19 protein-coding genes are annotated in these 21,121 nt (G+C 64.8%); 5 read left to right on the top strand and 14 right to left on the bottom strand.

Annotation, left to right across the window (positions count from 1 at the left end):
- Positions 1-16: 16 nt before the first annotated feature.
- From ACIRA5_RS13445 to ACIRA5_RS13430, 4 genes are read right to left on the bottom strand one after another with little or no spacing between them, the layout of a single operon-like run.
- Positions 17-244, bottom strand: coding sequence for a hypothetical protein (locus tag ACIRA5_RS13445; protein WP_403690410.1), 228 nt, complete (start codon positions 242-244; stop codon positions 17-19).
- Between the two features lie 29 nt (positions 245-273).
- Positions 274-657 (bottom strand): RRQRL motif-containing zinc-binding protein, encoded by a 384-nt coding sequence (locus ACIRA5_RS13440; RefSeq protein ID WP_403690409.1) that lies wholly within the window; start codon positions 655-657, stop codon positions 274-276.
- Complete coding sequence (locus ACIRA5_RS13435) at positions 654-1,781, bottom strand: hypothetical protein (RefSeq protein ID WP_403690405.1); 1,128 nt, start codon at positions 1,779-1,781, stop codon at positions 654-656. The genes ACIRA5_RS13440 and ACIRA5_RS13435 overlap by 4 nt, the downstream gene beginning before the upstream one ends.
- Positions 1,781-2,038 carry a DUF6284 family protein gene (locus ACIRA5_RS13430; RefSeq protein ID WP_403690402.1) on the bottom strand — a complete coding sequence of 86 codons (258 nt, stop codon included), beginning with the start codon at positions 2,036-2,038 and terminating at the stop codon, positions 1,781-1,783. Before ACIRA5_RS13430 ends, ACIRA5_RS13435 begins: the two co-directional genes overlap by 1 nt.
- A 686-nt stretch (positions 2,039-2,724) precedes the next feature.
- Here ACIRA5_RS13430 and ACIRA5_RS13425 point away from each other — a divergent pair.
- The 4 genes from ACIRA5_RS13425 to ACIRA5_RS13410 all read left to right on the top strand — a co-directional run bounded on the left by ACIRA5_RS13425 (position 2,725) and on the right by ACIRA5_RS13410 (position 5,761).
- Complete coding sequence (locus ACIRA5_RS13425; RefSeq protein ID WP_403690713.1) at positions 2,725-3,075, top strand: GntR family transcriptional regulator; 351 nt, start codon at positions 2,725-2,727, stop codon at positions 3,073-3,075.
- A gap of 231 nt (positions 3,076-3,306) precedes the next feature.
- Entirely contained in the window at positions 3,307-4,329 is a 1,023-nt protein-coding gene (locus ACIRA5_RS13420) for an AAA family ATPase (RefSeq protein WP_403690399.1), read from the top strand.
- The gene (locus ACIRA5_RS13415; protein ID WP_403690396.1) at positions 4,326-4,913 is read left to right on the top strand and encodes a guanylate kinase; all 588 of its coding nucleotides are present in this window, start codon (positions 4,326-4,328) and stop codon (positions 4,911-4,913) included. Before ACIRA5_RS13420 ends, ACIRA5_RS13415 begins: the two co-directional genes overlap by 4 nt.
- Positions 4,910-5,761, top strand: a complete 852-nt coding sequence (locus ACIRA5_RS13410) for a DUF1932 domain-containing protein (protein ID WP_403690393.1) — start codon at positions 4,910-4,912, stop codon at positions 5,759-5,761. Before ACIRA5_RS13415 ends, ACIRA5_RS13410 begins: the two co-directional genes overlap by 4 nt.
- Here ACIRA5_RS13410 and ACIRA5_RS13405 read toward each other — a convergent pair.
- The 8 genes from ACIRA5_RS13405 to ACIRA5_RS13370 all read right to left on the bottom strand — a co-directional run bounded on the left by ACIRA5_RS13405 (position 5,758) and on the right by ACIRA5_RS13370 (position 17,561).
- Positions 5,758-6,402 carry an HAD family hydrolase gene (locus tag ACIRA5_RS13405; RefSeq protein WP_403690391.1) on the bottom strand — a complete coding sequence of 215 codons (645 nt, stop codon included), beginning with the start codon at positions 6,400-6,402 and terminating at the stop codon, positions 5,758-5,760. The two genes, ACIRA5_RS13410 and ACIRA5_RS13405, sit on opposite strands and share 4 nt — an antisense overlap.
- 138 nt (positions 6,403-6,540) lie before the next feature.
- The gene (locus tag ACIRA5_RS13400; RefSeq protein ID WP_403690389.1) at positions 6,541-8,028 is read right to left on the bottom strand and encodes a hypothetical protein; all 1,488 of its coding nucleotides are present in this window, start codon (positions 8,026-8,028) and stop codon (positions 6,541-6,543) included.
- A 188-nt stretch (positions 8,029-8,216) separates the two neighbouring features.
- Positions 8,217-9,599: an HNH endonuclease gene (locus ACIRA5_RS13395; RefSeq protein ID WP_403690386.1), complete on the bottom strand. Its 1,383-nt coding sequence runs from the start codon at positions 9,597-9,599 to the stop codon at positions 8,217-8,219.
- 1,834 nt (positions 9,600-11,433) lie between these two features.
- Entirely contained in the window at positions 11,434-12,177 is a 744-nt protein-coding gene (locus ACIRA5_RS13390; RefSeq protein WP_403690384.1) for a ComF family protein, read from the bottom strand.
- On the bottom strand, positions 12,174-13,139 hold the full coding sequence (locus tag ACIRA5_RS13385; protein WP_403690382.1) for a DNA-processing protein DprA: 966 nt from the start codon (positions 13,137-13,139) through the stop codon (positions 12,174-12,176). The genes ACIRA5_RS13390 and ACIRA5_RS13385 overlap by 4 nt, the downstream gene beginning before the upstream one ends.
- A gap of 140 nt (positions 13,140-13,279) precedes the next feature.
- Complete coding sequence (locus ACIRA5_RS13380) at positions 13,280-14,515, bottom strand: hypothetical protein (RefSeq protein WP_403690380.1); 1,236 nt, start codon at positions 14,513-14,515, stop codon at positions 13,280-13,282.
- A 1,691-nt stretch (positions 14,516-16,206) separates the two neighbouring features.
- The gene (locus ACIRA5_RS13375) at positions 16,207-17,199 is read right to left on the bottom strand and encodes a hypothetical protein (RefSeq protein WP_403690378.1); all 993 of its coding nucleotides are present in this window, start codon (positions 17,197-17,199) and stop codon (positions 16,207-16,209) included.
- Between the two features lie 5 nt (positions 17,200-17,204).
- Positions 17,205-17,561 (bottom strand): nucleotide pyrophosphohydrolase, encoded by a 357-nt coding sequence (locus tag ACIRA5_RS13370; protein WP_403690376.1) that lies wholly within the window; start codon positions 17,559-17,561, stop codon positions 17,205-17,207.
- 93 nt (positions 17,562-17,654) lie between these two features.
- On the opposite strand from ACIRA5_RS13370, the gene ACIRA5_RS13365 reads away from it, so the two are divergent.
- The gene (locus ACIRA5_RS13365) at positions 17,655-19,559 is read left to right on the top strand and encodes a DNA/RNA helicase domain-containing protein (protein WP_403690373.1); all 1,905 of its coding nucleotides are present in this window, start codon (positions 17,655-17,657) and stop codon (positions 19,557-19,559) included.
- Between the two features lie 265 nt (positions 19,560-19,824).
- On the opposite strand, the gene ACIRA5_RS13360 is transcribed toward ACIRA5_RS13365, so the two are convergent.
- Positions 19,825-20,124, bottom strand: coding sequence for a hypothetical protein (locus ACIRA5_RS13360; protein ID WP_403690371.1), 300 nt, complete (start codon positions 20,122-20,124; stop codon positions 19,825-19,827).
- Positions 20,125-20,673: 549 nt separating this feature from the next.
- Positions 20,674-21,006 carry a hypothetical protein gene (locus ACIRA5_RS13355; RefSeq protein ID WP_352046393.1) on the bottom strand — a complete coding sequence of 111 codons (333 nt, stop codon included), beginning with the start codon at positions 21,004-21,006 and terminating at the stop codon, positions 20,674-20,676.
- Positions 21,007-21,121 lie beyond the last annotated feature (115 nt).

The raw sequence follows: 21,121 nt of genomic DNA, 5'->3' as shown, positions 1-21,121 counted from the left end.
GCCGCGCCGGGCTGAACTAGAACGCGTCCGGCTCCAGCGAGAAGAACAAGACGGTGAAGTCGCCGTGGCCCAGCTCGTCCGCGGCGATAGCCCGGATCTCCTGGTAGGCCTGAGAGCGGGAGAAGTACGCGGGGTCGAAGGTGGCGACCGACGACACGGTCAGCTGCTCGCCGCTGCGGGTCTGGACGGTCAGGACGTAGTGGAAGCCGACGGCCTTACCGGCGACGGCGGTCTGGGTGCTCACAGAGCAACTCCTCACGAGGTGACGGATGTTCAGGCGGTGCACTGTTCCTCGGCCGTGATGCACATGCCGCAGATCCCGTAGGAGCGGGGGATGCAGTAGCCGACGTCGAGACGGCACTTCGGACAGGTGCGGCGGGCGAGCATCGCCAACGCGAGCGCGCCCCACTTTCGGGAGGTCATCGGCCTAACGGGCTTGGCCAGGTCGATGCGGTAGAGATAGGCGACCTGGTGACCACCGGCCCGCCGGTTGACCCGCATGAGTTGCGCGGCGATCGGCTGACCGCCCGGACGTAAGCCCCGGCCGCGAAGCTGACGGCGGGTGGCCAGCCCCTTCGGGGCAAGGCGGTAGGGGTAGGCGGGGATGCCGTAGCGGAGTCCGGTCGGGTCGTAGCAGTCGGCGTAGACCGCGCTCACGGGGTGTTCTCTTCCTGCGACATGAGCGCGCCCCACGCGGTCCGTACGCGCTGTTCCCCGCCCACGTAGCCGGCCGCCCGGAACGAGGCGACGGCCTGCCGGTAGGACAGCGGCGGGTCGACCAGGTAGCGCAGGTGACGCAGCACCACGATCAGCTGTGCGTCGGACAGCGGCACGCCCGGCTCCGGGGTCGTCACGCCCGTGACGGCCGCCACCTCATCCAGCGTCACGGCGCCCTCGACGGGCAGCCGCACCGTGTCCTCCTCGGCCTCTGGTGCGACGGGTGCGCCGTCCGGCGTCACGGGCGTCACGGCCTCCGGCGTCACGGGCGTGACGGGCTCCGAAACGATCGTCTTCGCAGTGGGCTTGACCTGCGTGTCTTCCGGTGTCACGGGGGGCGTGACGCTCTCGACGGACACGGTCTCGATCGCGGGGGTTTCCCGGGTGGGTGCGGCCTCGACAGCGGGTGCCGTCATGGGCAGAGCGAACATGCCCGCAAGGGCCGCGCCCGCGCCGGCTGTCATCCGCTCACGCTGCACATCGACCAGGTGCGAGCCGAGTTGGGCGTCACCCGTGCCGACACGCTTTGCGAGCTTCCACGACTCCAGCTCGGACGCCTTGCGGGCGTTCTCGTCGGGGTGGTTCGCCGCGCGGGCCCGGTGGTACGCGAGCCGCTGCATGACCTCCGCGTTGCGGCGTTGGGCCTCGGCGTCAACTCCGGTGCGGTAGACCACGATCCGGCGGGCCAGCAGGCCCATGCCCTCCGCGGACACGCACATGGCCATCGGGGTGATGGCGAACACCACGGCCTCCGTGGTCGTCTTCGCCACGGCCGCACCCGTGAGGGAGGCCATGGCGGGAAGGGTCCACAGACCGATCCGCACGGCTGCCGGGGAGGACTGGCCCAGCATGGTCAGACCCACCAGGGTCAGCGCCAAGACCAGCGTCGCGCCCTCACCCGCGGCCACGACACCGAGCGCGGTGGCGGAGCGGTGGAAGACGCTCGTGATGTTGCTGTAGGTGCCCACCGCGCCCAGACCGCCGAACGCGACCATGGGCACCGCGGTGGCGCATAAGACGAGTGTCTGGCCCCTGCTCAGGGACTTCGTGGAGGTGGTGTCCATCACGCCGCCTCGCCAGAGTCGAGGCGGTTGGACAGGTCCCGGCGTACGGTCAGCACCTTGTTGCAGGCGCGGCGAATACGCCGCTGGTCCAGCTCGGAGGGCGTGCGGTCCAGCAGGCTGATGCGGACGTCCAGCAACTCGACTTCCGCGAAGATGAGCGGGAGCTCCCGCTCGATCGCGTCCAGCTCGGCGTCCGTCGGCTCGCGGTCGAACTCGTCGGCGGTAACAACCGCCTGAACAGCAGCGATGTGCTTCATGGGTCGTAGCTCCTTAACCGGTGGAACGGCCCGAACAGCGGCTCCCGGGGCGCCACCTGGGAGCCGCGCGCCGTTGAAGTCGGGTACATCCGGCTCCCCACGCCCCGCCCGTATGACCACCAGGGCCAGACGGGCGGGGGAGGCAACCGACCGCAGCAGAGATCCGCGCTGCGGAGGCGGGCCGGCTTTACCGGCTTGCCGTTTGCCACGGCAGGCCGGTCCCGAGCCGGAGAATCGGGCGCGTCATCGTGACTGCTCTGACGCCAGCAGGGCGGCGCACACCAGGTGGCATCACCAAGGGCTGACCTCCAGGAATGGAGGGATGATCCCGAGGGATGTTGTCCAGAGCCGGTGCGCGGGGAAGTGGCCGCCGACGAATCTCGCCCGGTCGTCACGGGAACGGGGAATTGCACCCCGTCGATCTAGAACGCTGTTGAGTTGTCAAAGATCCGCCGCTTCCTTCGAGCCCGTTTCACGGAGCCCTCAGGGCGTTGGTGCAGGTCAATCAGGCTTTGCAAGCGCTCGGTCCCTGTCGAGGCCAAACCGCCTGCTCAACTCTGTCTCAGAGTGCACTGTGAGGCACAGTGCGTCAAGTCTGCTTACGGAACAAGGAGCGTGGGGCGCTGGTTCTACCTCTGCGACTTAGGCACTATGAGGCAGAGACCGAGACGAGACTTGGGGTGCAGATGGTCGAGTGGACCGGCAGATTTGCCTATAAGCAGGTGGCCGACGACCTGCGCCGAAGGATCGCGGATGACGAGTTCGCCGAGAGCGGGCAGCTTCCCTCGCTCGCTCAGATCCAGAAGCGCTACGACGTCACAGTGACCGTTGCCCGCGCCGCCATCCGTCAACTGACGACGGACGGCCTCGCGGTAAGCCACCAAGGCAAGGGAGCCTTTTTGACTCCGGATGCCGCACGGACCGCACAGCTCGCCGATCCGGTCGGGACCGTGACGGAGCTGCGCCAGGAAGTCGAAAAGCTGAGGACCGAGGTCGGGGAGCTGCGCCGACGCATCGCGACCCTCGAAGGAAACTGAGCTTCCCGCAAGCCGGGGTGGGTGAGTGGCTGCGCCATGGGGCATGTGCACCTCCTCGTTCGGTGTGGGCACAAGTTCACCGCCACGGCGCGAAACCCGGTATCACGTATCACTACCTGAGAAAGTCTCGGCACTTTTACACATCCGCTTATACATGCTCTATCACGACGTTCCATGAGCCTACTCGGACCGCTACACTCGCGGCTCCGAATAGCTATCTAGGAGGGGCAGATGGCTCGGCAGCACCCGGATTGGAACCCCGAACTTCTTCGCAAGCACCGCGAACAGATCGGGCTCACCCTGGAAGACACGGGGGAAAAGCTTCGCGAAATCGCGGAGCGTCACGGCTTCAATATTGCCGCGAACTTCCAAACCATCTGGGGCCACGAGAAAGGGTCGGTATATCCGGGTCCGCATTACCGGCGGGCCTATTGCCGACTCTACCGACGCAATGAAGCGCAACTTGGCTTCCGTCGAGCCCTGCCCGGAGAGGATGCCCCCGTGGAGTCCGCCGCCGCACAGCTTCCCGCCCCGCGAGCACAAACACACGACGAACAGCCGCAAGCCGTACGGCAGGCACTCAGTAGCATTCGAGACGGTACAGACGGCGTCGACAGCGAGGCGCTGCGAAACCGAGTTGTCGACGCATGGCAGCGCCGGACGAGCGGCGGTGCCACTGACGGCCCCACGGTCGTGCTGGTCGGCGGGTTCGCTGGCTCCGGGAAGTCCGAGTTCGCTAAATTCCTCGGCGGCCTGACTGGATGGCCGATCCTCGACAAGGACTCGCTGACCCGCCCTTTGGTCGACCAACTTTTGATTGCGCTCGGCGGCGAAGCGCACGACCGGAGTTCCGCTCTCTACCGCGAAAAGGTCCGCCCCCTCGAATACCGCTGCCTTATGGAGGCCGCTTGGGACAATGTGGACTGTGGAATTTCGACCATCCTTGATGCCCCGTTCGTCTCTGAGTTTTCGCAGGCCGATTGGATGCAGCGCTTTCACAACCGCTGCCGCTCAAAGCGGGTTTCTGTCGCAACAATCTGGGTCGAATGTGACCCTGAATCCATGCGCGAGTACATCGAGTTCCGTGGAGCCGCCCGCGACGCCTGGAAGATGGAGGCGTGGGATGAGTACGTGTCGTCGCTCAATCTGGAGTTGCGCCCCCAAGGCCCGCACTTCGTCGTGGACAACCGCCTTGGCGCGGCCGTCGCCCTGGTCGACGAAGCGCGCGATGTGCTGAGTGGTGGTGGGCTGTGACGTCATCTGGCGTGCTCTTGTACGGGCCTCCAGGCTCCGGCAAGGACACCATCACCCACGAGCTGACACGGCTCCGGCCAGAGTTCGCGCTCTTTCAGCGGCTCAAGGCAGGCCCGGGGCGCACGACGGGATATCGGCTCACGACCAGCGACCGCATCGAAGAACTGTCGCGCGCGGGAGAACTCCTCTACCGCAACGCCCGCTACGACGCTGAGTACGCCATCGACCATCAGGGCGTCGCGGCCCTGGTCGACGACGGCCGTATCCCCGTTCTACACATGGGGCAGGTCGTCGGCGCCGGTGCAGTTTCGGTCTTCCCTCTTCGCTGGGTCCGGGTGCTCCTGTGGTGTCCTCTGGCCATCACGGAGTCGCGTTCCACCGACCGCGCCGACAAGGACATAGAGGCGCGGGTCGAGGTCTGGCACGAGACTCGCGAGGATCTGTTGGCCCACGAAACCGAGCCGTGGACTCTCACCCTTCGGACCGACCAGCTCAGCCCGACCGAGTCGGCCAACGCCATTATCGACGCCCTAGACGCCTCCGTGTCAGCCGAGAGCCGGAACATCCGAGAGCTTGTCGGATGACGACGCTCGGCATTCTGCACCCCGGCAGCATGGGGGCGGCCGTCGCCGCTCAGGCACGACTCTGCGGCGCCGAGGTTCTGTGGTGCCCGGACGGGCGCAGCGCGAGCACCAAGGAACGCGCCGAGAGGTATGGACTCACGCCGGTAAGAGGGCTCAGCGAGATGACTGAGCAAGCCGACATGATCCTGAGCCTGTGCCCGCCGGCCGCCGCTGAAGAGGTGGCACGGGCCGTCGCGGCGTGCTCGTACGCTCGTATCTACGTCGATGGGAACGCCGTCGCCCCCGCGGCGATGGCCAACATCAGCGCCATCTTGCGGCGCTCCGGGTCGACCGTGGTGGACGCCTCGGTGATCGGGTCCCCGCCGTCGGAGTCGAAGAGCCCTCGCCTCTACCTTTCTGGACCGGCCGAGGCTCTGTCGGCGGTTGTCCAGCTCTTCGCCGGAAGCGCCGTGCAGGCACGTCCCCTGTCGGGCGGGATCGGGCAGGCGTCCGCTCTCAAGCTGTCATACAGCAGCTACCAGAAAGCCAGCCGCGCCCTAGCCGCCGTCGCCTACGCCCTCGCCAGTGACCACGGGGTGGAGGCGGAGCTACTCGACCTCGCCCAAGGACGTACGACCAGCTACCTGGCCGAGACCGCGTACTTCCCGAAGGTCGCCGCTCGGTCATGGCGCTGGGGCCCGGAGATGAAAGAGGCGGCGCACGCCCTGGAAGAGGCCGGTCTTCCCTCTAATCTGGCTGACGCTGCAGCCGTCGTGATGGGGCGGTGGACGGGGCTCAAGGACACGTCGCCGGATCTCGCGCTCGTAATAGAGGAGCTGCACACAGGCCCGCACTGTGGCCCGACCTAGACCGTCAGCTCTCGTAGTATCTCGATGGCCTCCGCGACACGCTGCACCACGGCGTCGGGCTCGCGGAGGCCATCAGTCCATTGACGGCCACTGGCCACCCAGACCGTCCGCAGTCCGGCCGCACTTGCCCCTCCCATGTCCGTGGCGGGGTTGTCACCCACCATCCACCCTCCGGCGCTCAGCATGGCGCCGCACTCCGCAGCCGCAGCCTCAAAGTGGCGGCGCTCCGGCTTTCGGGCCCCTACCTCCTCCGAGATACAGATGCCGTCGAAGAGCGGGGTGAGCCCAGTCGCGTCGAGCTTGGCGCGCTGGATGTCGACCGCGCCGTTCGTCGCAATTCCGAGGGCCCAGCCTGCACCGCGCAGGGCGTCGAGCCCGTCCCGAATCCCAGGGAAGCAACGCACCGAACGGGCGACACCATCGACGTACTCGTGCCAGAGGTCGCCCGGATCGTCGCTGAGACCGAGCATCTCCCGCAGGTGTACAAAGTCCGCCGGGTAGGCCCGCTCCCGGAGTCGATCACAGATGACCGACTCCGCCTCGTGTGGCAATCGGCGCGAACGCATGAAACCGCGGACCCAGTTCTCAAGGCCCACGCTGCGGTCGATCAGAGTGTTGTCCAAGTCGAAAAGTGCCAGCACACCGCGACGCTACGCGACTTGGCTGCTGCCCAGGGAGGTTCCGCAGACGGTTCTTAAAGGCATCGTGCTGCGCCGACGCGCGTCCTGGTGAGGGGTGGCACACGGTATGAGGTCAGCGCGAGCACAGAGCGCCTTGCGTCAGCTAACGAGCAGCTTCAAACGCTCATGCAGAAGCGGGTAGTTTTCCACGCGCGGCGGAACGGTGGGCTGTGCCGGCGGCGGAAACGGGGGCACCCAGTTAATGGAAGCCGTCACATCAGTAACCAGCTTTTCCATGTCACCGTCGTCCAGCGCTACGACGAACCCACGGTGGTCGAGGGCCGTGTCACGGCATCGACTGAGAAATCGATCTTTATCCTTGAAAGACCGACACGCTAGAATTCCAAACTTCCCTCGCAATGGAGAGAAGCGGGACGAGATCTGGTCCAGCTCAGGGTTCGCGACTTCCCGCCCATAGTTTTTGCATTCAACAAAAACATACTGCGCCGGAATCTTGTGTCGCGTCAGGAAGCCGAAAAATCCATCCTTCGCGTTATTGGTGTAAGTGATGTCGATCCTCTTTCGACCATCATGAATCTCATGTTCCATTTCCGGCATGGCGAGTGAGGGATAGAAGAGCGCCGTGAGCAGCGCTTCAACGCGAGCGTGGTAGTTATTTGCTTCTGCGTTTCCTGTAGGTGTACCTATCACCGCCTGGAGAAGTGCTTGGTAGTCCGGCGGCGGGGTACTATTCGCTTCACTCAGCTCGGAGTGGGAGATTACGTCGGGAGCAATTTCCGCCTTGATCTCCTTGAAGTGCCGGTAAACTGACGGACGCTTCAGGGTTTCTCGCGTCACGTCGGGTTTAGTGGAACCATACTTACCCTCAACATCCTTCCTGAAGACCTTTTTCTTGCCACTCTTGAGTACGGTTACCAGCTTGCTGCGCGGGTCTGCTTCCTCCTCGGACTGTAGTGTCGGAACTAGGTGGTTCTTGTAGTAATCTGATCGCGATAGGTGAAGGTCTCGGCGCACGATAACCTTCGGAACGAGCAGGAGTTTCTCTCCGTCCGCGATAGGTAGTTCGGTGAGCCCAATTTCCCATTTCAAGGCCTGAGCATTCCATACGGGCCCACTATCGACGCCTTCCTCAAGCGGGATACCGAAGGCGGCTGCCATTTGACGCGTGTATGTGATCAGCGGGCCGCGAATGATATTTGTCGTGATGTCGGAAACGATGTCTTTATCGACCCTGTCAATAAAGAAAGCCGTGTCCTCCAGATCTTCAATCAGCCCAGACTTCGCGGCCTGGCTTTTAGCCAGCTTGGCGGCGAAATCTTCACTCATCTGCTTGCCGAACCCTCTGCCGGCGCTCTTCCCCTTAGAGATGCCGAGGTGAGTTTCGTTTGGTTCGCCGAGATTGCCGAGAAGATAGTCGGAACGCGATTTATCGCCGTGTCGCACTGCATCGAGGACGCTATCGAAAAACGTCGTCAGCATCTGGATGCACTCTTTCCCCCAGTCATCAGACAAGTGACGGATCGTGCTGGGGTCGATATAGACAGGGACGTCCATGACCGTGTCCACATCGACAAAATCCAGAGTTCCCTGCCCGCGATTGAGGTTGTAGTACTCCGAAACCCTCATGCTGCCCCCCAAGGCTCAACCTCGCACTGACCCCTGAGCCGTACCCATCCGTTCACTCTGCGTAAACTAACGCTCTTGAAAATCGTTGCGATCCGAGTGTGGTCACATTTGCCCTGTCGGGGTGGGAGCTGGGCACGGCGCCGCGGGTTCGGGTAAACGGAACCGAGGTCTGCGTGCAGGTGGTCCTACTAGGCGCCTGCGAGGAAGGCTTGGTGGCGCTGGCGCGCGATGCGGAGTAGCGCGGCGCGGAGTTGCCGCCGGTTGCTTCCGCGGGTTTTGAGGGCGTGACAGTTGGGGCAGAGCGCGATCATGATTTCGGGGATGTCGTCGCCGCCGTTACCGAGTTCGTTGACGTGGTCGACCTCAAGGATGGGTGCACCAGCGTCTGTGCGTTCGGCGGGGTGTCCTAGGCAGTTGGGGTTCTCGCACGCACCACCGCTGCGGATGATGACTGCTTCACGCGCGGCGGGCGAGCGGAAGTAGCGGTCGACTTCAGTCCGGCGTGACCTCTGCGTGCGGCGCGAGGCCGTCCGTCCGGCTGCTGCCGCGAGTCGGCGGTATCGATCGAGGTCGCTGAGGGTCTCGGCTTCGTCCGTTTCTCCGAGGGGGGTGTTGGCCGTGTGGTCGTGCACGAGGCCGTCGTCTTCGGCGAGGGCGTCGAGGACGTGCTGGGGCCAGGTGTGGCGTAGGGGTGAGACGACGGGTGCGAGGACCCATGCGAACTCCCGTCGCATCTTCCCGTCCTCGCCGCGGCCCCAGCGGCGGTGGCATTCGACGATGACGGCCCAGGACTCGAAGGTCCACTGTCCGCGGTGGGGCTTGTGCCAGTAGCGCAGGGCGCGCTGCTCTGCCTGGTAGCGCTGCATGGACTTGTTGCCGCCGCGCAGTTGCTGGTCGCCGGCGAGCCCATCGCCGGTGTAGGCGATGAAGTCGGTGCCCTCGATCCGCTTGTCGGCGTAAGGCCCCTTGTCGTCGGAGTAGACCGTCAGGATGCCGTCAGCCAGCGGGGTGATGCCCAAGACACGGTTACCACCGCAGGCGTCAGCGATCGTGTCGCGGTTAGTGAACGGTTCCCCTACTCGGGGCCGAAGAGACGAGTCGATGCGGCCCGCCAACAATTCCTCCAGCCCCACGGCCGCGAGAAGTCCAGCCGGCAGGGGTTCGAAAAAGCGCATTAGCACACTTCCAGCAATCCTCGCTGCAAGTTCAGCGTCTTGCGACAGCAGCTTGAAGTCGGCCTGAGGGAGCCCGGCGAGCGGATCCGCCTCGTTCAGCGCGGAGAGCGTCGGCCTCCGGCCGCCGCTCGTGAGCGCCAACCCCTCAACCTCGCCAACCTCCCACAGGCCATTGCCACACAGCGCCCAGAACGGATACACGACGCTCTGAGCCGTACTGGGAGCTCCCGCGTATGCCGTCAGCAAGGGCTCTACGGCGTCGCGCAGAGCAGACCAGCGATACTCGCCCCGCCCTTGAAGCGCCTGACCGATGGCCCACAGCAGGAGCAGGGGCCGGTGCAACGCACGGCCAGAGCCGCGGGCTGCGGGGGAGAGGTCCCCCACCCGCTTGGTCAAAGATGCTGCACCGTCCGTCACTTGAACCTCCGCGAGAGACCATCCGCCAGCATCCGATTGGAGCACGAGGCACTGACAACGAGCAGTCTTCGTCGGTCCGCTACGGGGGACAGGGGAGCGTTTAGCAGGGGCTGGTAGCCCCGTCTCACGGTGCGAACCGCGACTGTCATGCTCCTTGCCGCGAGGAACTTGGCCTGCAGGACTACGTGGCGACACTCTCCCCGGGAGAGTGAAGGAACAGGGAGAGCGCCAAAATAACCGCCTGGAATCGGATCAGTCACAGCTCACTTGCCGTCGCTGCTATCCGACGAGGTGGACCGGTAGATCCAAGACCGAAGGGGAATTTACTGGGAGCTAGTTTTTGTGGGTAAACATCGCTACCACCGTAGATACCCCAGCAGCCACACTGAGTGGAACAACCGCGCTCGGAACCGTGTAAGCAAGAAATCCGGCCGCAGCACCGAATATGCTGACACGGAACTCTGGCTTCCGGGTTAGGCTCTTGAGTTTTGTTCCTGCGCGACTCAGTTTCAACTCCAGATCCCCTTCTCTCACGCTGATGTCACTTAAAGTGATTTCTCTTTTGGGTGGAACGCCAAGCAGATTCAGGCAGTGTGCGGATACATGGCGCCTATCGTGGTCAGGCCTTACACCGGACTGCACTCTGGATCCGCACACAACTCAGGGGTCTTCAGGGTTGGCCACCCTGGGATGACTGCGACTCCGGCCTTCAGGCGGAAGCTGAAGGCGAACTCGTGTTCCGATGAGGGTGCTACTACCAGTGCTTGAGAGTCGGGCGCCTCTACATTGAGCATCGTCCAGCAGTGGCCGCCGGGACTCTCGGCGAAGATGACACATGCGGCCTCGGGTGCTGCTTCCGCCTGGATGAGCATGCTGTGCACACGGCGCGTAGTGTCTTCGGGACATGCATTGCGTTGGGTTGGACGCCAGGGGATTGGCATTTGATTCACATCCCAGTTTCCACGCCACTTTTCTGGCCCAGGCCACCCGACTCGCATGTATGCGTATTTGTTCCAATGGACTTCAGAGTTGATTTCCAATGGAATCGCCTCAATAAGCAAGCGATGGTAGGAAAGGTCGTTGGTGGCGAGGGTCAGTCGGCGCGTTCGGCCGCGTCCATCGCGCACTGTGCAATGGAGAAATCCCCAACCGGCGGGAGACGGCGCCAGGCTTGCATTGGCGCAGAAACTTTCGTACGACGCTTCCATTTCCTGCGCTCTTTCGGGGCACATCTCGGAGTATTCCCAGGCGTGGACGTCGACGAGTTCGACGCTCAGGTGCATGGGGGATGGCGCGTGATCGGCCGAAGGTACTGGATCACGCCACTTGTTGAGGCCCGCTGCCGCGGTAGTTGCAAGTCGGGTGCGCCGGCTAGGTGGTTTCTGGTGCATGCCGTGCAGACTTGCGCAAGTTCGAGGGCAGAAGCCAACGCGGTGTCAACGGTGGCGTGCTAGTGCCTGATGCGCTTACTTAGCAGCCTTGAACTGGGGAAATGCGACTTGATTCAGATGGTGCATCGCCCTTCCAGGGTTCACTCGAATGGAGTAACGCGTTACCGTTTCGTGACCTGGCCGGCGGTCATGGGTAGGTGGCGTGGGGCAGTGTGGCGCGGGTTCCGGGGTACCGGCCCCATCACGTCCCCCAGGAGTTGCCTTGGGGGACAGGCCGGCTGTTCAGGGATTGCGAGGCCTGCCCGCAGTAAGTCTGCTGGGGGCTTGGCCTGCTCGCTGCCACCCTGGACGGCCGGCGGTGCTGGCCCCGGCACCGCTGGTCTCGGCGCCGAGGTCCGCCGTGAACGACTGCTCGACCAAGGTCATCCGCCCCAGGGAACGCGCGCGAGGACGAGCCCGCGAACATCGGCGGCTCCGGACGCACGGAGCCGGAGCGCGACATGCTGGAGTTGGGACCCGCTGGTGAAGACATCGTCGACCAGCAAGATCGTGCGCCCCGTGATGTCGCCCGTGTCTCCGGTCCAAGTCAGTGCGGCTGCGTGCGCGGCCGCGGCCGAGCGCTTGTCGTCCAGGCTCTTGTTGGCCGAGCGGGGCGTTTCGGTCTCCTTGATCAGACGGTGCGCGCCCGGCGGACTGAGAGGGAAGGTGTGGGTGACGTCCTCGGTGTAGGCGGCATCCATGATCGCCTCGATGTGCTGGATCGGCTGGCGGCCGACAGCGGTGGGGTTGCCGACGACATGGTCGACGCCGCGCATCTGCTCAGGATGGCTCTCCATCCAGCCGACGAGGAGTCGACCGAAGATCATCGCCCAGCCGTACGCCCCGTCGTACTTAAGTCGGTGGATCTTGTCACGAAGGCTTCCGGAGTACACGGCCACCGCGTCGACACGGGAGAACCCCCGCTCGGCCTCGGGCAGCGCGCACAGTCGGTTGCTGCACTGCCTGTTGGGCGCGACGGCCTGGGAGCAGACCGGACAGTGGCTGTCGGCGACGGGCTGGAGGGTGCGTCCGGCGCAGTCAGAGCACAGGCGTGCGGTGCCGGTGACGCTGTAGGCGCACGCCGGGCAGTTGGGAAAGCCTGCCGGATCGGGGAGGGCTGCCGTCATAGGCCGGTTAGGGCGAGTTGCTGGCGCTGCTGGCCAGCGGCCTGGATGTCCGCGGCGCGTCCAAGGCGGTCGGTGATGTCGCGGGAGGCGGTGACCAGGATCGCTCGGTCCTCGTCCAGCATCTTCTTGGCCCAGGGCTGGGTGTCGGCAAGGGACCGGATCAGGAAGACGAGCTTGCCGTGCTCGGCGGCGAGGCGTGCCTGCATCTTGGCGCCGGAGGTGCTGGAGGCCTCAATGACGACGCTTCCCAGGGTGGTGCCGGAGGTGACGACGTTGCGGCGAGGGAAGGTGTACTTTGCCGGCGGGCTGGTGGGCCAGAACTGGCTCAGTAGAGCGCCGCCCGCGCCCAGGATGGCCTGCGCAAGCGGTCGGTTCTCCGACGGGTAGATAGCGGCGGCGATGCCGGTGCCCATGACGGCGAACGTCCGGCCTCCGGCGGTGAGAGTGGCCTGGTGGGCGGCGGCGTCGACCCCTTTCGCGAGACCACTCGCGATCACGACGTCGTGCTCGATCAGCTCTCGGGCCATCCGGGCGGCCCGGCGCAGTCCGTCCTCGGAGGCCTGGCGGGTGCCGACGACGGCGATCGAGCGGGCATCGCGCTCATCCAGTTCGCCGCGGTAGAAGAGGAACGGCGGCAGGTTGCCGATCACCCGGAGGTTCGCCGGGTAGTCCTTGTCGAGGACCGTGACCAGGCGCCCGCCGACCTTGCCGGCCGCTGCCAACTCCTCGTCGACGCGGGCACGGGCGTCGTCCAGGCCCGCGGCCAGGGCCTGTTGCAGCAGGGGGCGGTTCTTAGTCGCGGCACGCGAGTCCTCGCGTACCTGTCCATCCAAGAGCGCGGCCAGGCCCTCGGGGCTCTGGGCGCCCCGGGCGAGCAGGCTCCAGTCGAGGCTGGCGTCGCCGGCGCGTAGCGCGCACAGGGTCAGCAGATCGTGCTGGTCAGCGGTGATATCGAGGTCCATCAGGATGTCCTTCTACTCGCGGCCCCGGGATGTTCGAAGGATGAAGCGGTGTACTTGGGCCACCTCCATCATGGCGTACGGGAGCCGCGGGCGGGCCGGAAGGGTGCTGGCGAGTCGGTAGACCCGGATGAGGCGCAGACTCAGTTGGTGTTCTGTGCGGCGGCCACGAAGTGGGCCATGGTGGTCGTCAGGGAAATCTCCGGACCCGGGCCGTAGTTTCCTGAGAAGACTGCGGACGCGAAGTCGGTAGCCGAGAGGTTACTGACCGTGTATGGGTCGATCGCGACGCCGGGGAGCACGTAGTTGACGTGGCGGGAGCCATACTTGCCGACCGTCAAGGCGATGACCTGCGCTGCTCCGGCTTTGCTCAGGAGGATGCGCGCCCATTCGATGGACTTGCCCTCGGTGGTGAAGTCGTCGAAGACGATCACCGTTTTACCCGCCAGCCTTCCCCGGTACTTGGGGTTGACCCGGACGGTGCGGGCCTGGGCGGCGATGGAGATGTCCGCCGTGCTCCCTTGGCCTGTGGTCCTTCTCCAGCGCTCCAGGCTAGTGTCCGGGGCTTGGGTGACGCGCTCGAGGAGGTCCTCCCTGTAGTAGGAGCCGACCATCACCTTGGCGTTCGTGAGGAACCCAGCGAGCTGCTCGCTGACCCGCCCCGGCGAGCTGCTGGGGTAGACACAGAAGAGGCTGCGGTGGGGCAGTGTGCCGTCGAGGTAGGCGGAGGACAGCAGGCGCAGCATGAGGATGTCGCGGGCGTCATGGTCCCCGACGGTGATGGTCTGCCCCCGGGTGAAGACGTCCTGGAGCTGGAAGGTCCCGCTGTTCTGGGGGAAGCGCACATTGGGGGGCAGCAATGAGCGGATCTTGAAGTCGCGAGCGTCGTCACGGGCGAAGGCCCAGCGTGGTTCGTCCAGGAAGAAGTACTCCAGGAGCTCTGCAACATCCGCGGGTTCGCCGGCCGACAGGGTGATCATGCCTTTTGCGTTGCGGACGTGATTGGCCCAGCGGGCGAGGACGTGGACGACGCCGGCGTTGATGCCGGTGCGCCAGTCCAATTCTGAGGTGCCGACGAGGGCGAGCTGGTTCGTTCGCAACTTGAGGCGGTCGGCGACTTCCCGCAGCCAGGCACCGCTGCCACGGTTCGGCGTTCCGGGAATGTCGTCGCGGCACAGGTGGAGGGCGGGCGCGGGCAGGCCGGCAGCCCTCAGGGCGGCCCTGGCGTCGATCGAGTCGGTGGTCAGCAGCACGAAGGCGATGTCGTTTTCGTCGAGCCACTCAAGGAAGCCGGCGATCCCGTTGTGGGCGCGCCCAGGCGAGCGCAGGACCGCCTTGTGGTCGATCGCGACCGCGCGCACCGTGCTGTTGTCGTCCATCCCCGCCCCCACTGCTGTTGACCTGCTTGCCATGATCTCAGCCGTTCTGGCCGAGCGCGTGCGGTTTGCGGGTTCTCCGTCGGACGGCCCCATCGCCAGGCGACGGAGGCCCAGTAATGCGTCTCCAGGAGACTGCCGTCCCGGGTCCTAAGTGGGGGACGATGCCGGCAGTATCTGACGGAAACGCCAACATATTTGCGAGACCTTGAGGGCGCGCCGGGATGCTGTTTAATCGGCCGATCCGCGAGAGCGACGGAAATAGACTGTCGCGTTCAGCCAAAATGTCAACAGCAAAGAAGCAAGGCCCATAGCGGCAGGGAATATTGCGAATACCCAGCCGAATGATATGGAGAAACCGATACTCAACCCGACCGCGAATGCAAAGGAGATGACTAGTCCCGCGTTTCTCCCCCGGTATTCACGGCGAATCTCGCTAGGGGTTCGCGTGCGAAGAGGAGCGCTTCGGGAAAATTCTCCAGCAGCGCGAAAGTAGATGGCGACTTCCTCCCCTTCTTCGCGGGAACCCAGGGGAGGGTCTGGCGTAACTCCTAAAACTTGACCTTCTCCGGCGGGCGTACTCACGTTACAGTCTCCTAGTCCTACTTGAGTCCGCTAGCCAGGAGGTCAGCCAAGACGAGCAAGTGGCGAACACTGGGGTCCGGATATCCATCGACGGGAGAATTTCCCGAAGGCGTCCATGAGTTCATTTTGGCATCCATTGCAAGAATGCCTACTTCATGCTGGCCGGCGCGAACAGCGACTATAAGTATGGCATTATCGCTCTTCGAGGCTGTAGTTGGCGGACCATCGAGATAGGACTTCACGTTCTCGCGCTTGAATACTCCCCCCGTTCTTAACGTGTGGCGCAGCACGGAGAACCCAAAATCTCCTGGCGAAATTAGGCTCGCCACTTTTGGTGACCCTGTCCACATTCCTGCGCATTCAAATCTGCCTGAATTCCATGCGTAAAAGACTGCTCGCGAGCCTGGGTGGATCCTTGCAGCCGCAGTGCAAATGGACTGATCGAGTCTCCCCTGTTCCAGTACGAGTTCTTGGTTGGGGCTTGAACGTAGCCCGCCGATGCGGGCTAGATGCACTGCCGCAGCGGATGCCGATTCGACTGCAGTCTCCTGTATGCGTGCCTCCTCTGCGGCCATTCTGTCTCGCGCCTGCTGAGAGCGTCTGGAAATTCCAGATTCTATATAGGCAATTACTGTAGTGGCGCCAAGACAAGCAACACCATAAGATATATATTCTAGACGGCGCGAACCGTCGTCTCCTCCGAGGATCGAGAAAACAAAAGCCGCAGCACCGAAGAAGAAGGCGGCGGTCTTTAGGGCTCCATCTACAATCTTTTCCTGTGTTTCATTGGTCATTATTCCCCCGGTTTGCGAGACCCAACCAGGCATGTTAGCCACGGCTCGGGCGCCCCGTGCACCGTTTGAGCAGGACGTAGGTGCACCACCAGTCCGTTCTGCTGGCGACGCTGAGCAGGGGAACGATCAAGAGGGCCGGGCAGAGGAGTCGCTCGGCATCGGAAGGATCTCCGCCGTCTCTCTCCTCTCAGTGTGTGCCGTCGTACGGGGAACTCCCAGAGCCCCAAGGGCTCCCATGAGGCCCCCAGAGGAAACCAATGCTGGCGTTTTGGCTGGTCAGAGGACGTGTAGCCAGCCCGCTGTGAATCTGTGGGCTCAGGGTGCCGGGGCGCTTCGGAACGTGTGTGCGCGGTGCCAGGCGAAGTACTGCTCACGTTTCGGCGTCCACCATGCGGTTGTGCGGTCGGCCAGGTGGTCTTGGATGTGTTGGGCTACTGCTGGTGCTGAAGCGGCGAGTGGGCTGACCTGGAGCTGTCCGCCTTGTGAGACGGTGATGAAGCCGCGTTCGTAGAGTCCGTCACAGCCCAGCAGGCAGGCGAGCATCGCGACGTTCTGTAGGTCCCGTTTCTCTTCGTCGGTGCAGGCGGCCCGCTTTTTGATGTGGGCGGCTATGAGGAAGGCGGCTGGCAGGGTGCGTCCGCACAGGGCGCACTCGCCTGTGGGGCCAGGAAGCAGGGCGCGCTTGAGGTGGGCTTGCTCTCCTCGGTGGGCGCGTTCGGCGCTGCGTTCCAGGGGGCCGGTGTAGTCGGCGATGGCCTGCTGGGCTGCGGCTTCTTCGTCCTCAGGCTGGATGGCCTGGGCGGGTTCCAGTGTCAGGAGGCTTTGGAGCAGGTCGGCCTCGGTGTCTTTGAAGGCCTGGAAGCGCATGATGTTGCGGGTCGGCTTCCAGTCGAGCAGGTCGCGGATTTCCTCGATGGGGATGTCGAAGCCGCGGGTGCCGGAGAGGGCGTACATGTACTCCCAGGTGTCGCCGGCGTCGTCGGTGTCCCACAGGCGTGCTGCAAGTTGTGGGCTGTGCCAGGTCAGGGCGACCGTGCCGCCGAGGTAGAGGCGCTTGTCGCCGCTGAAGAAGACCCAGGATCCGGGCTCCATTTTGCGGATCTCGGGGAGGTTGGCCCCGTTCTTGCCGGGCATGACGCCCCACATCGGGGCTGTGCCGTTCGGGAAGAGCTGCTTGAGCACGTCCAGGGTGGCCGCATCCAGCAGGTCGGCGTGCTGGTCGAAGGCGACGGGGCTGGCAATGGTGTCCTGGTAGTGCTTTTCGACGGTCTTGTCCGAGCGCCTCGCCGGTTGTGCAAGGATCCGCATGCTTGCTAGGCCCCCAGGTCCGTGTACTTATCGGCGCGGCCGTAGGCGAGGCCGACCGGATAGCGCTGCCCGTTCAGCTCGATCTTCTCGGCCAGGGCCTCTTCCAGGTCCACGCCGGTGACGTCCGCGAGCCGCAGCAGGTAGGCCAGGACGTCGGCCATCTCATGGCGCACCGCCTGAGCCTGGCCGGGCGTGGCCATGATGGCCTGCGACTGTTCCGGGGTGAGCCACTGGAAGATCTCGGCCAGTTCACCGATCTCGCCGGCAAGCGCCATGACGAGGTTCTTCGGTGTGTGGAACTGCTCCCAGTCGCGTTCGCGGGCGAACTGCGCCAGCTCTGCCTGGAGTTCTCGGATCGTCATGTCCCTATCCCTACCAGGTGCCTGCGACAGCTGGGGCGGCTGGAGATGAACTTGCCTGCTTACACTGTCAGTTGCGGCTGCTATAGATCATGCATGCATGTCTTCGAGGGAACCGTGGAGGAAGCCTCCCTCCGGCTTGCCGATCCGGACTTCGTTTCGCAGTGCGCCAAGCGGTATGTCGCCGTGCACGGACGACCGCCGGGACAGGCGGAGTTGAAGAGCTGGTCGGAGAGCTGGCCGGCCCTGGTGCGCGTCCTGGTTGCTGCCAGGCTGCACGATTTGCATCTTCTGCTGGAGTACGAGCTGCCCGGCTCCAGCCAGAGGGTCGATGCTCTCCTCCTTGGCCAACGTGCGGGTCGCCTCGTGGCTGTCGTCGTCGAACTCAAGCAGTGGACGTTCGCCGCACCGCATCCGGTGGGAGCGGGGATGCTCATGGTGGGGGACCGCGAGGTTCTCCACCCAGGGCGCCAGGTCGGCGGATACGTCGCCTACCTCAACGACTGGGTCCCCGCCGAACTGGACCTCGAGGTCCGCGGCCTGGCCTTCCTGCACAACGCATCCGCAGAACTGACCGGCCACCTGAGCGCACTCGCCGCTGGCGGCCCCAGCGCCGTCTTCCCGCTACTGGGAGCCGACGACCTTCCCAAGGGCACCGAGGCCTCGCTGCTGGCCGAACGGCTGCAGTGCGCGGACGTGGAGCCCCCCGACCGCCAAGCGGTCAGCGACTTCCTGCTGGCCCAGCACCGTCCCTCCGAAACCCTGCTGGCCAGGGTGGCCGGCACCATCGAAGGCCACGACGGCTTCAGGCTCATCGGCGACCAGGACAAGGCCCGCCAGACCATCCATCGCGCGATCGAGGCCATCGAGCGGGGCAGACGCGGCCACATCGTGGCCGTTACGGGCGGACCGGGCACCGGAAAGACAGCGATCGCTGCCCGGGTCCTGGGCGACCTCTGCCTCAGAGAAGACGCCAACCCCAGGCTCCTGTCCCCGTCCGGAACACTCACCCAGCAGCTCACCCGCGCCGTCGGGGACACAGCCAAAGGCCTCATCAGCACCTTGACCACCACGCTGCCCCGCGGCCTGAGCAAAGACAGCAGCATCGTCCTGCTGGACGAGGCCCACCGGGCACGTACCGACCCGCTGCAGCGCAGCAGCGAGTTCCCCGACCTCTTCACCCGGCTCATCCGCGACTGCGCGGCACTCGTCCTCTTCCTCGACGAACGCCAGATCGTTCGCCCCAGCGAAGGCACGACTCTCGACGAACTCCGCCGCTTGGCACGCGCCCGCGGCTACACCTTCGCCCATATCGACCTGACCACCCAGTTCCGGTGCGGGGGCTCGCGAACCTATCTCGACTGGATCGACGCCCTGCTCGCAGAAGACGGCCAGGCACCCGTATGGCAGGGCACCGACTACGACCTCGCCATCGCCGGCAACCCTGTCGAACTCGAAGACTGGGTCACCATCCACCAGCATGCAGGCCGCAGCGCACGCATCACCGCCGGCTACTGCTGGCCCTGGGATTCACCCCCCACCCCGCCCCTCACGCCAGAAGTCTCCATCCCTTGGACCAACGAGACCGGCGACCATCTGTGGCAACGGCCCTGGAACTCCGGCGCAGGCGGCATCCTCGCAGGTACCGACACCCCAGGGCGGGCATTCTGGGCCACCGACCAGGGCGGCCACCAGCAGATCGGCTGCGTCTACACCGCCCAGGGAATGGAATACGAATACAGCGCCGTCATCCTCGGTGAGGACATCACCTGGACCCCAACCGGATGGCAGGCCAGACCCGGAAAGAGCCGTGACTCTGCCCTTCAGGGACTGCCGCCACGGCAGTATCTCCGACACGCACTGAACACCTACCGCGTCCTCGCCACACGCGGAACCCGAGGCACGCGCCTCTACTCAACCGACTCCGACACTCAAAACCACCTCCGGACGTTGGCCGGACCTCATTTCGCCAGGAGCAACGCTCACACAGCCCCGCGGTAGGTCGCGGCTGCCAGGCGTCCCTGGGGCACCTGTGGGGCACCGACGCATCAAACAGCCTAAAAACCAGCTCACGTGCTGACTGTCGCGCGGTCTGTAAATCTGCCGGCTCAGCCTTCCCAGGTTCGAATCCTGGCGCCGCCACATGAAGGTAGACCCCCTCCGATCTGCGGAAACGTAGATCGGAGGGGGTCTCTTCGTTATCGAACGTGATCTTTCGATCGGAATCGAAACGGGGTGACTTGTCTCACTCCGGCTCGCCCGGATCTCACTCCTGATCAGCCTGCATCCCCGAGGCGTCCCCCAGGCGTCCCCCCAGGGGACGGGCGGGCGGCCACTCCGGCTCGTTCCACTCGCGCAGGGCAGCGTCTATCCGCCGGTTGGCTCGCTCCTGGGCCTGCGCGAGCACCTTCGCGTAGACCCTGAACAGCGCCGCGATCGTGGGACCTGCCCGCCGGGCGCACTCCATCGGGTCCACGCCGGAGCTCAGCCGGAAGGAGACCCCGGTTTGACGCAGGTCGTAGGGCCGCCGCGCGAGCAGGGAAGCGACCTCGGCCGCGCTGAGCACTTTTCCCGAGCTTCTGCCCGGACCTCCCGTACCCCGTTTTTGTGCGGACGTCGGTGGACAGCCTTGTCCACGTCGGTCGCTGGAGGCTGATGACCAGCCAGATGCCGACCGACCGGCCGGCGCGTGCGATCTTGTCGAGGACCTCGAAGTCGGCGACGTAGGCGGCCTCTTGGACCCATACGACCACGGCGTTGAGCTTGGACTTGGGGGCCACTGGTCCAGGCCCTCGTTGGCCGGCTCGGCGCCGCGGGCGGCGATCGGGGTGGGCAGGGAGTCCAGGCCGGCGGCCACGCTCGCGGTGGCCTGGGCGTGGCGGAAGCGGCGGAACTTGTTCGTGCCACCCACCACGGCCCAGGTGGCCGCGGAGAGCAGGACGCTGTCGGCGCCCCTTCCGGCTCACGCGAACCCGGCGGACAGGGGTGGCTCTTGAAAACCGTCGTGGTGCGAGTCACCGTGGGTTCAGATTCAGATCCCGCACCCACCGCCTGGAGACGGCCTCTGACCGGGTGAAACAGTCAGAGGCCGTGGTCTTGTCCGAGCAGGTTTCCCCTACTGCTCGTAAGGGTTGAAGCACTTGAGCGCGGCCCAGCCGTAGATGACCTTGTGGTCCTTGCGCACCACCTTGCCGTAGATCCAGGCCTTGTCCACCTTGATGTCCTTGTAGCCCTTGTAGTCCACCTTCGTGCCGTTCATGAGGTCGCCCTTGTAAGCGACGCCAGTGACCTTCGCGCTGGTGTTGGAGTGCGCTCGTATGTTGACCGAGCTGCACGTGGCCTTCAGTTTCCAGGTGGAAGCTGCAGACGCAGACTCGGCACTCAGTCCGAGCGCCCCTATCGCGAGGGCGGAAGCGCTCAGAATCGCCACCAGTGACTTCTTCAGCATTGCCGTGCTCCTTGTCGACTATCGGCTGCGACTGTCCACAGCAAGCACAGCCGACCGTGTCCGGCTGTCCGCGTGGACAGACGCGACTGTCTAGTAAACCCCCGCGAGCAGGCCG

The organism is Streptomyces sp. NPDC096311, assembly GCF_044763085.1.
GTDB lineage: Bacteria > Actinomycetota > Actinomycetes > Streptomycetales > Streptomycetaceae > Streptomyces.
The sequence above is the reverse complement of the archived record's forward strand: the minus strand, read 5'-3'. Positions and strand labels throughout refer to the sequence as shown.

Bases quoted from the DNA above. Each gene is read 5' to 3' on its own strand.
- ACIRA5_RS13435 (WP_403690405.1), bottom strand. From the start codon at position 1,781: ATGGACACCACCTCCACGAAGTCCCTGAGCAGGGGCCAGACACTCGTC.
- ACIRA5_RS13430 (WP_403690402.1), bottom strand. From the start codon at position 2,038: ATGAAGCACATCGCTGCTGTTCAGGCGGTTGTTACCGCCGACGAGTTC.
- ACIRA5_RS13375 (WP_403690378.1), bottom strand. From the start codon at position 17,199: ATGCGGATCCTTGCACAACCGGCGAGGCGCTCGGACAAGACCGTCGAA.
- ACIRA5_RS13370 (WP_403690376.1), bottom strand. From the start codon at position 17,561: ATGACGATCCGAGAACTCCAGGCAGAGCTGGCGCAGTTCGCCCGCGAA.
- ACIRA5_RS13365 (WP_403690373.1), top strand. From the start codon at position 17,655: ATGCATGTCTTCGAGGGAACCGTGGAGGAAGCCTCCCTCCGGCTTGCC.
- ACIRA5_RS13355 (WP_352046393.1), bottom strand. From the start codon at position 21,006: ATGCTGAAGAAGTCACTGGTGGCGATTCTGAGCGCTTCCGCCCTCGCG.
- ACIRA5_RS13425 (WP_403690713.1), top strand. From the start codon at position 2,725: ATGGTCGAGTGGACCGGCAGATTTGCCTATAAGCAGGTGGCCGACGAC.
- ACIRA5_RS13410 (WP_403690393.1), top strand. From the start codon at position 4,910: ATGACGACGCTCGGCATTCTGCACCCCGGCAGCATGGGGGCGGCCGTC.
- ACIRA5_RS13400 (WP_403690389.1), bottom strand. From the start codon at position 8,028: ATGAGGGTTTCGGAGTACTACAACCTCAATCGCGGGCAGGGAACTCTG.
- ACIRA5_RS13380 (WP_403690380.1), bottom strand. From the start codon at position 14,515: ATGGACGACAACAGCACGGTGCGCGCGGTCGCGATCGACCACAAGGCG.
- ACIRA5_RS13385 (WP_403690382.1), bottom strand. From the start codon at position 13,139: ATGGACCTCGATATCACCGCTGACCAGCACGATCTGCTGACCCTGTGC.
- ACIRA5_RS13390 (WP_403690384.1), bottom strand. From the start codon at position 12,177: ATGACGGCAGCCCTCCCCGATCCGGCAGGCTTTCCCAACTGCCCGGCG.
- ACIRA5_RS13420 (WP_403690399.1), top strand. From the start codon at position 3,307: ATGGCTCGGCAGCACCCGGATTGGAACCCCGAACTTCTTCGCAAGCAC.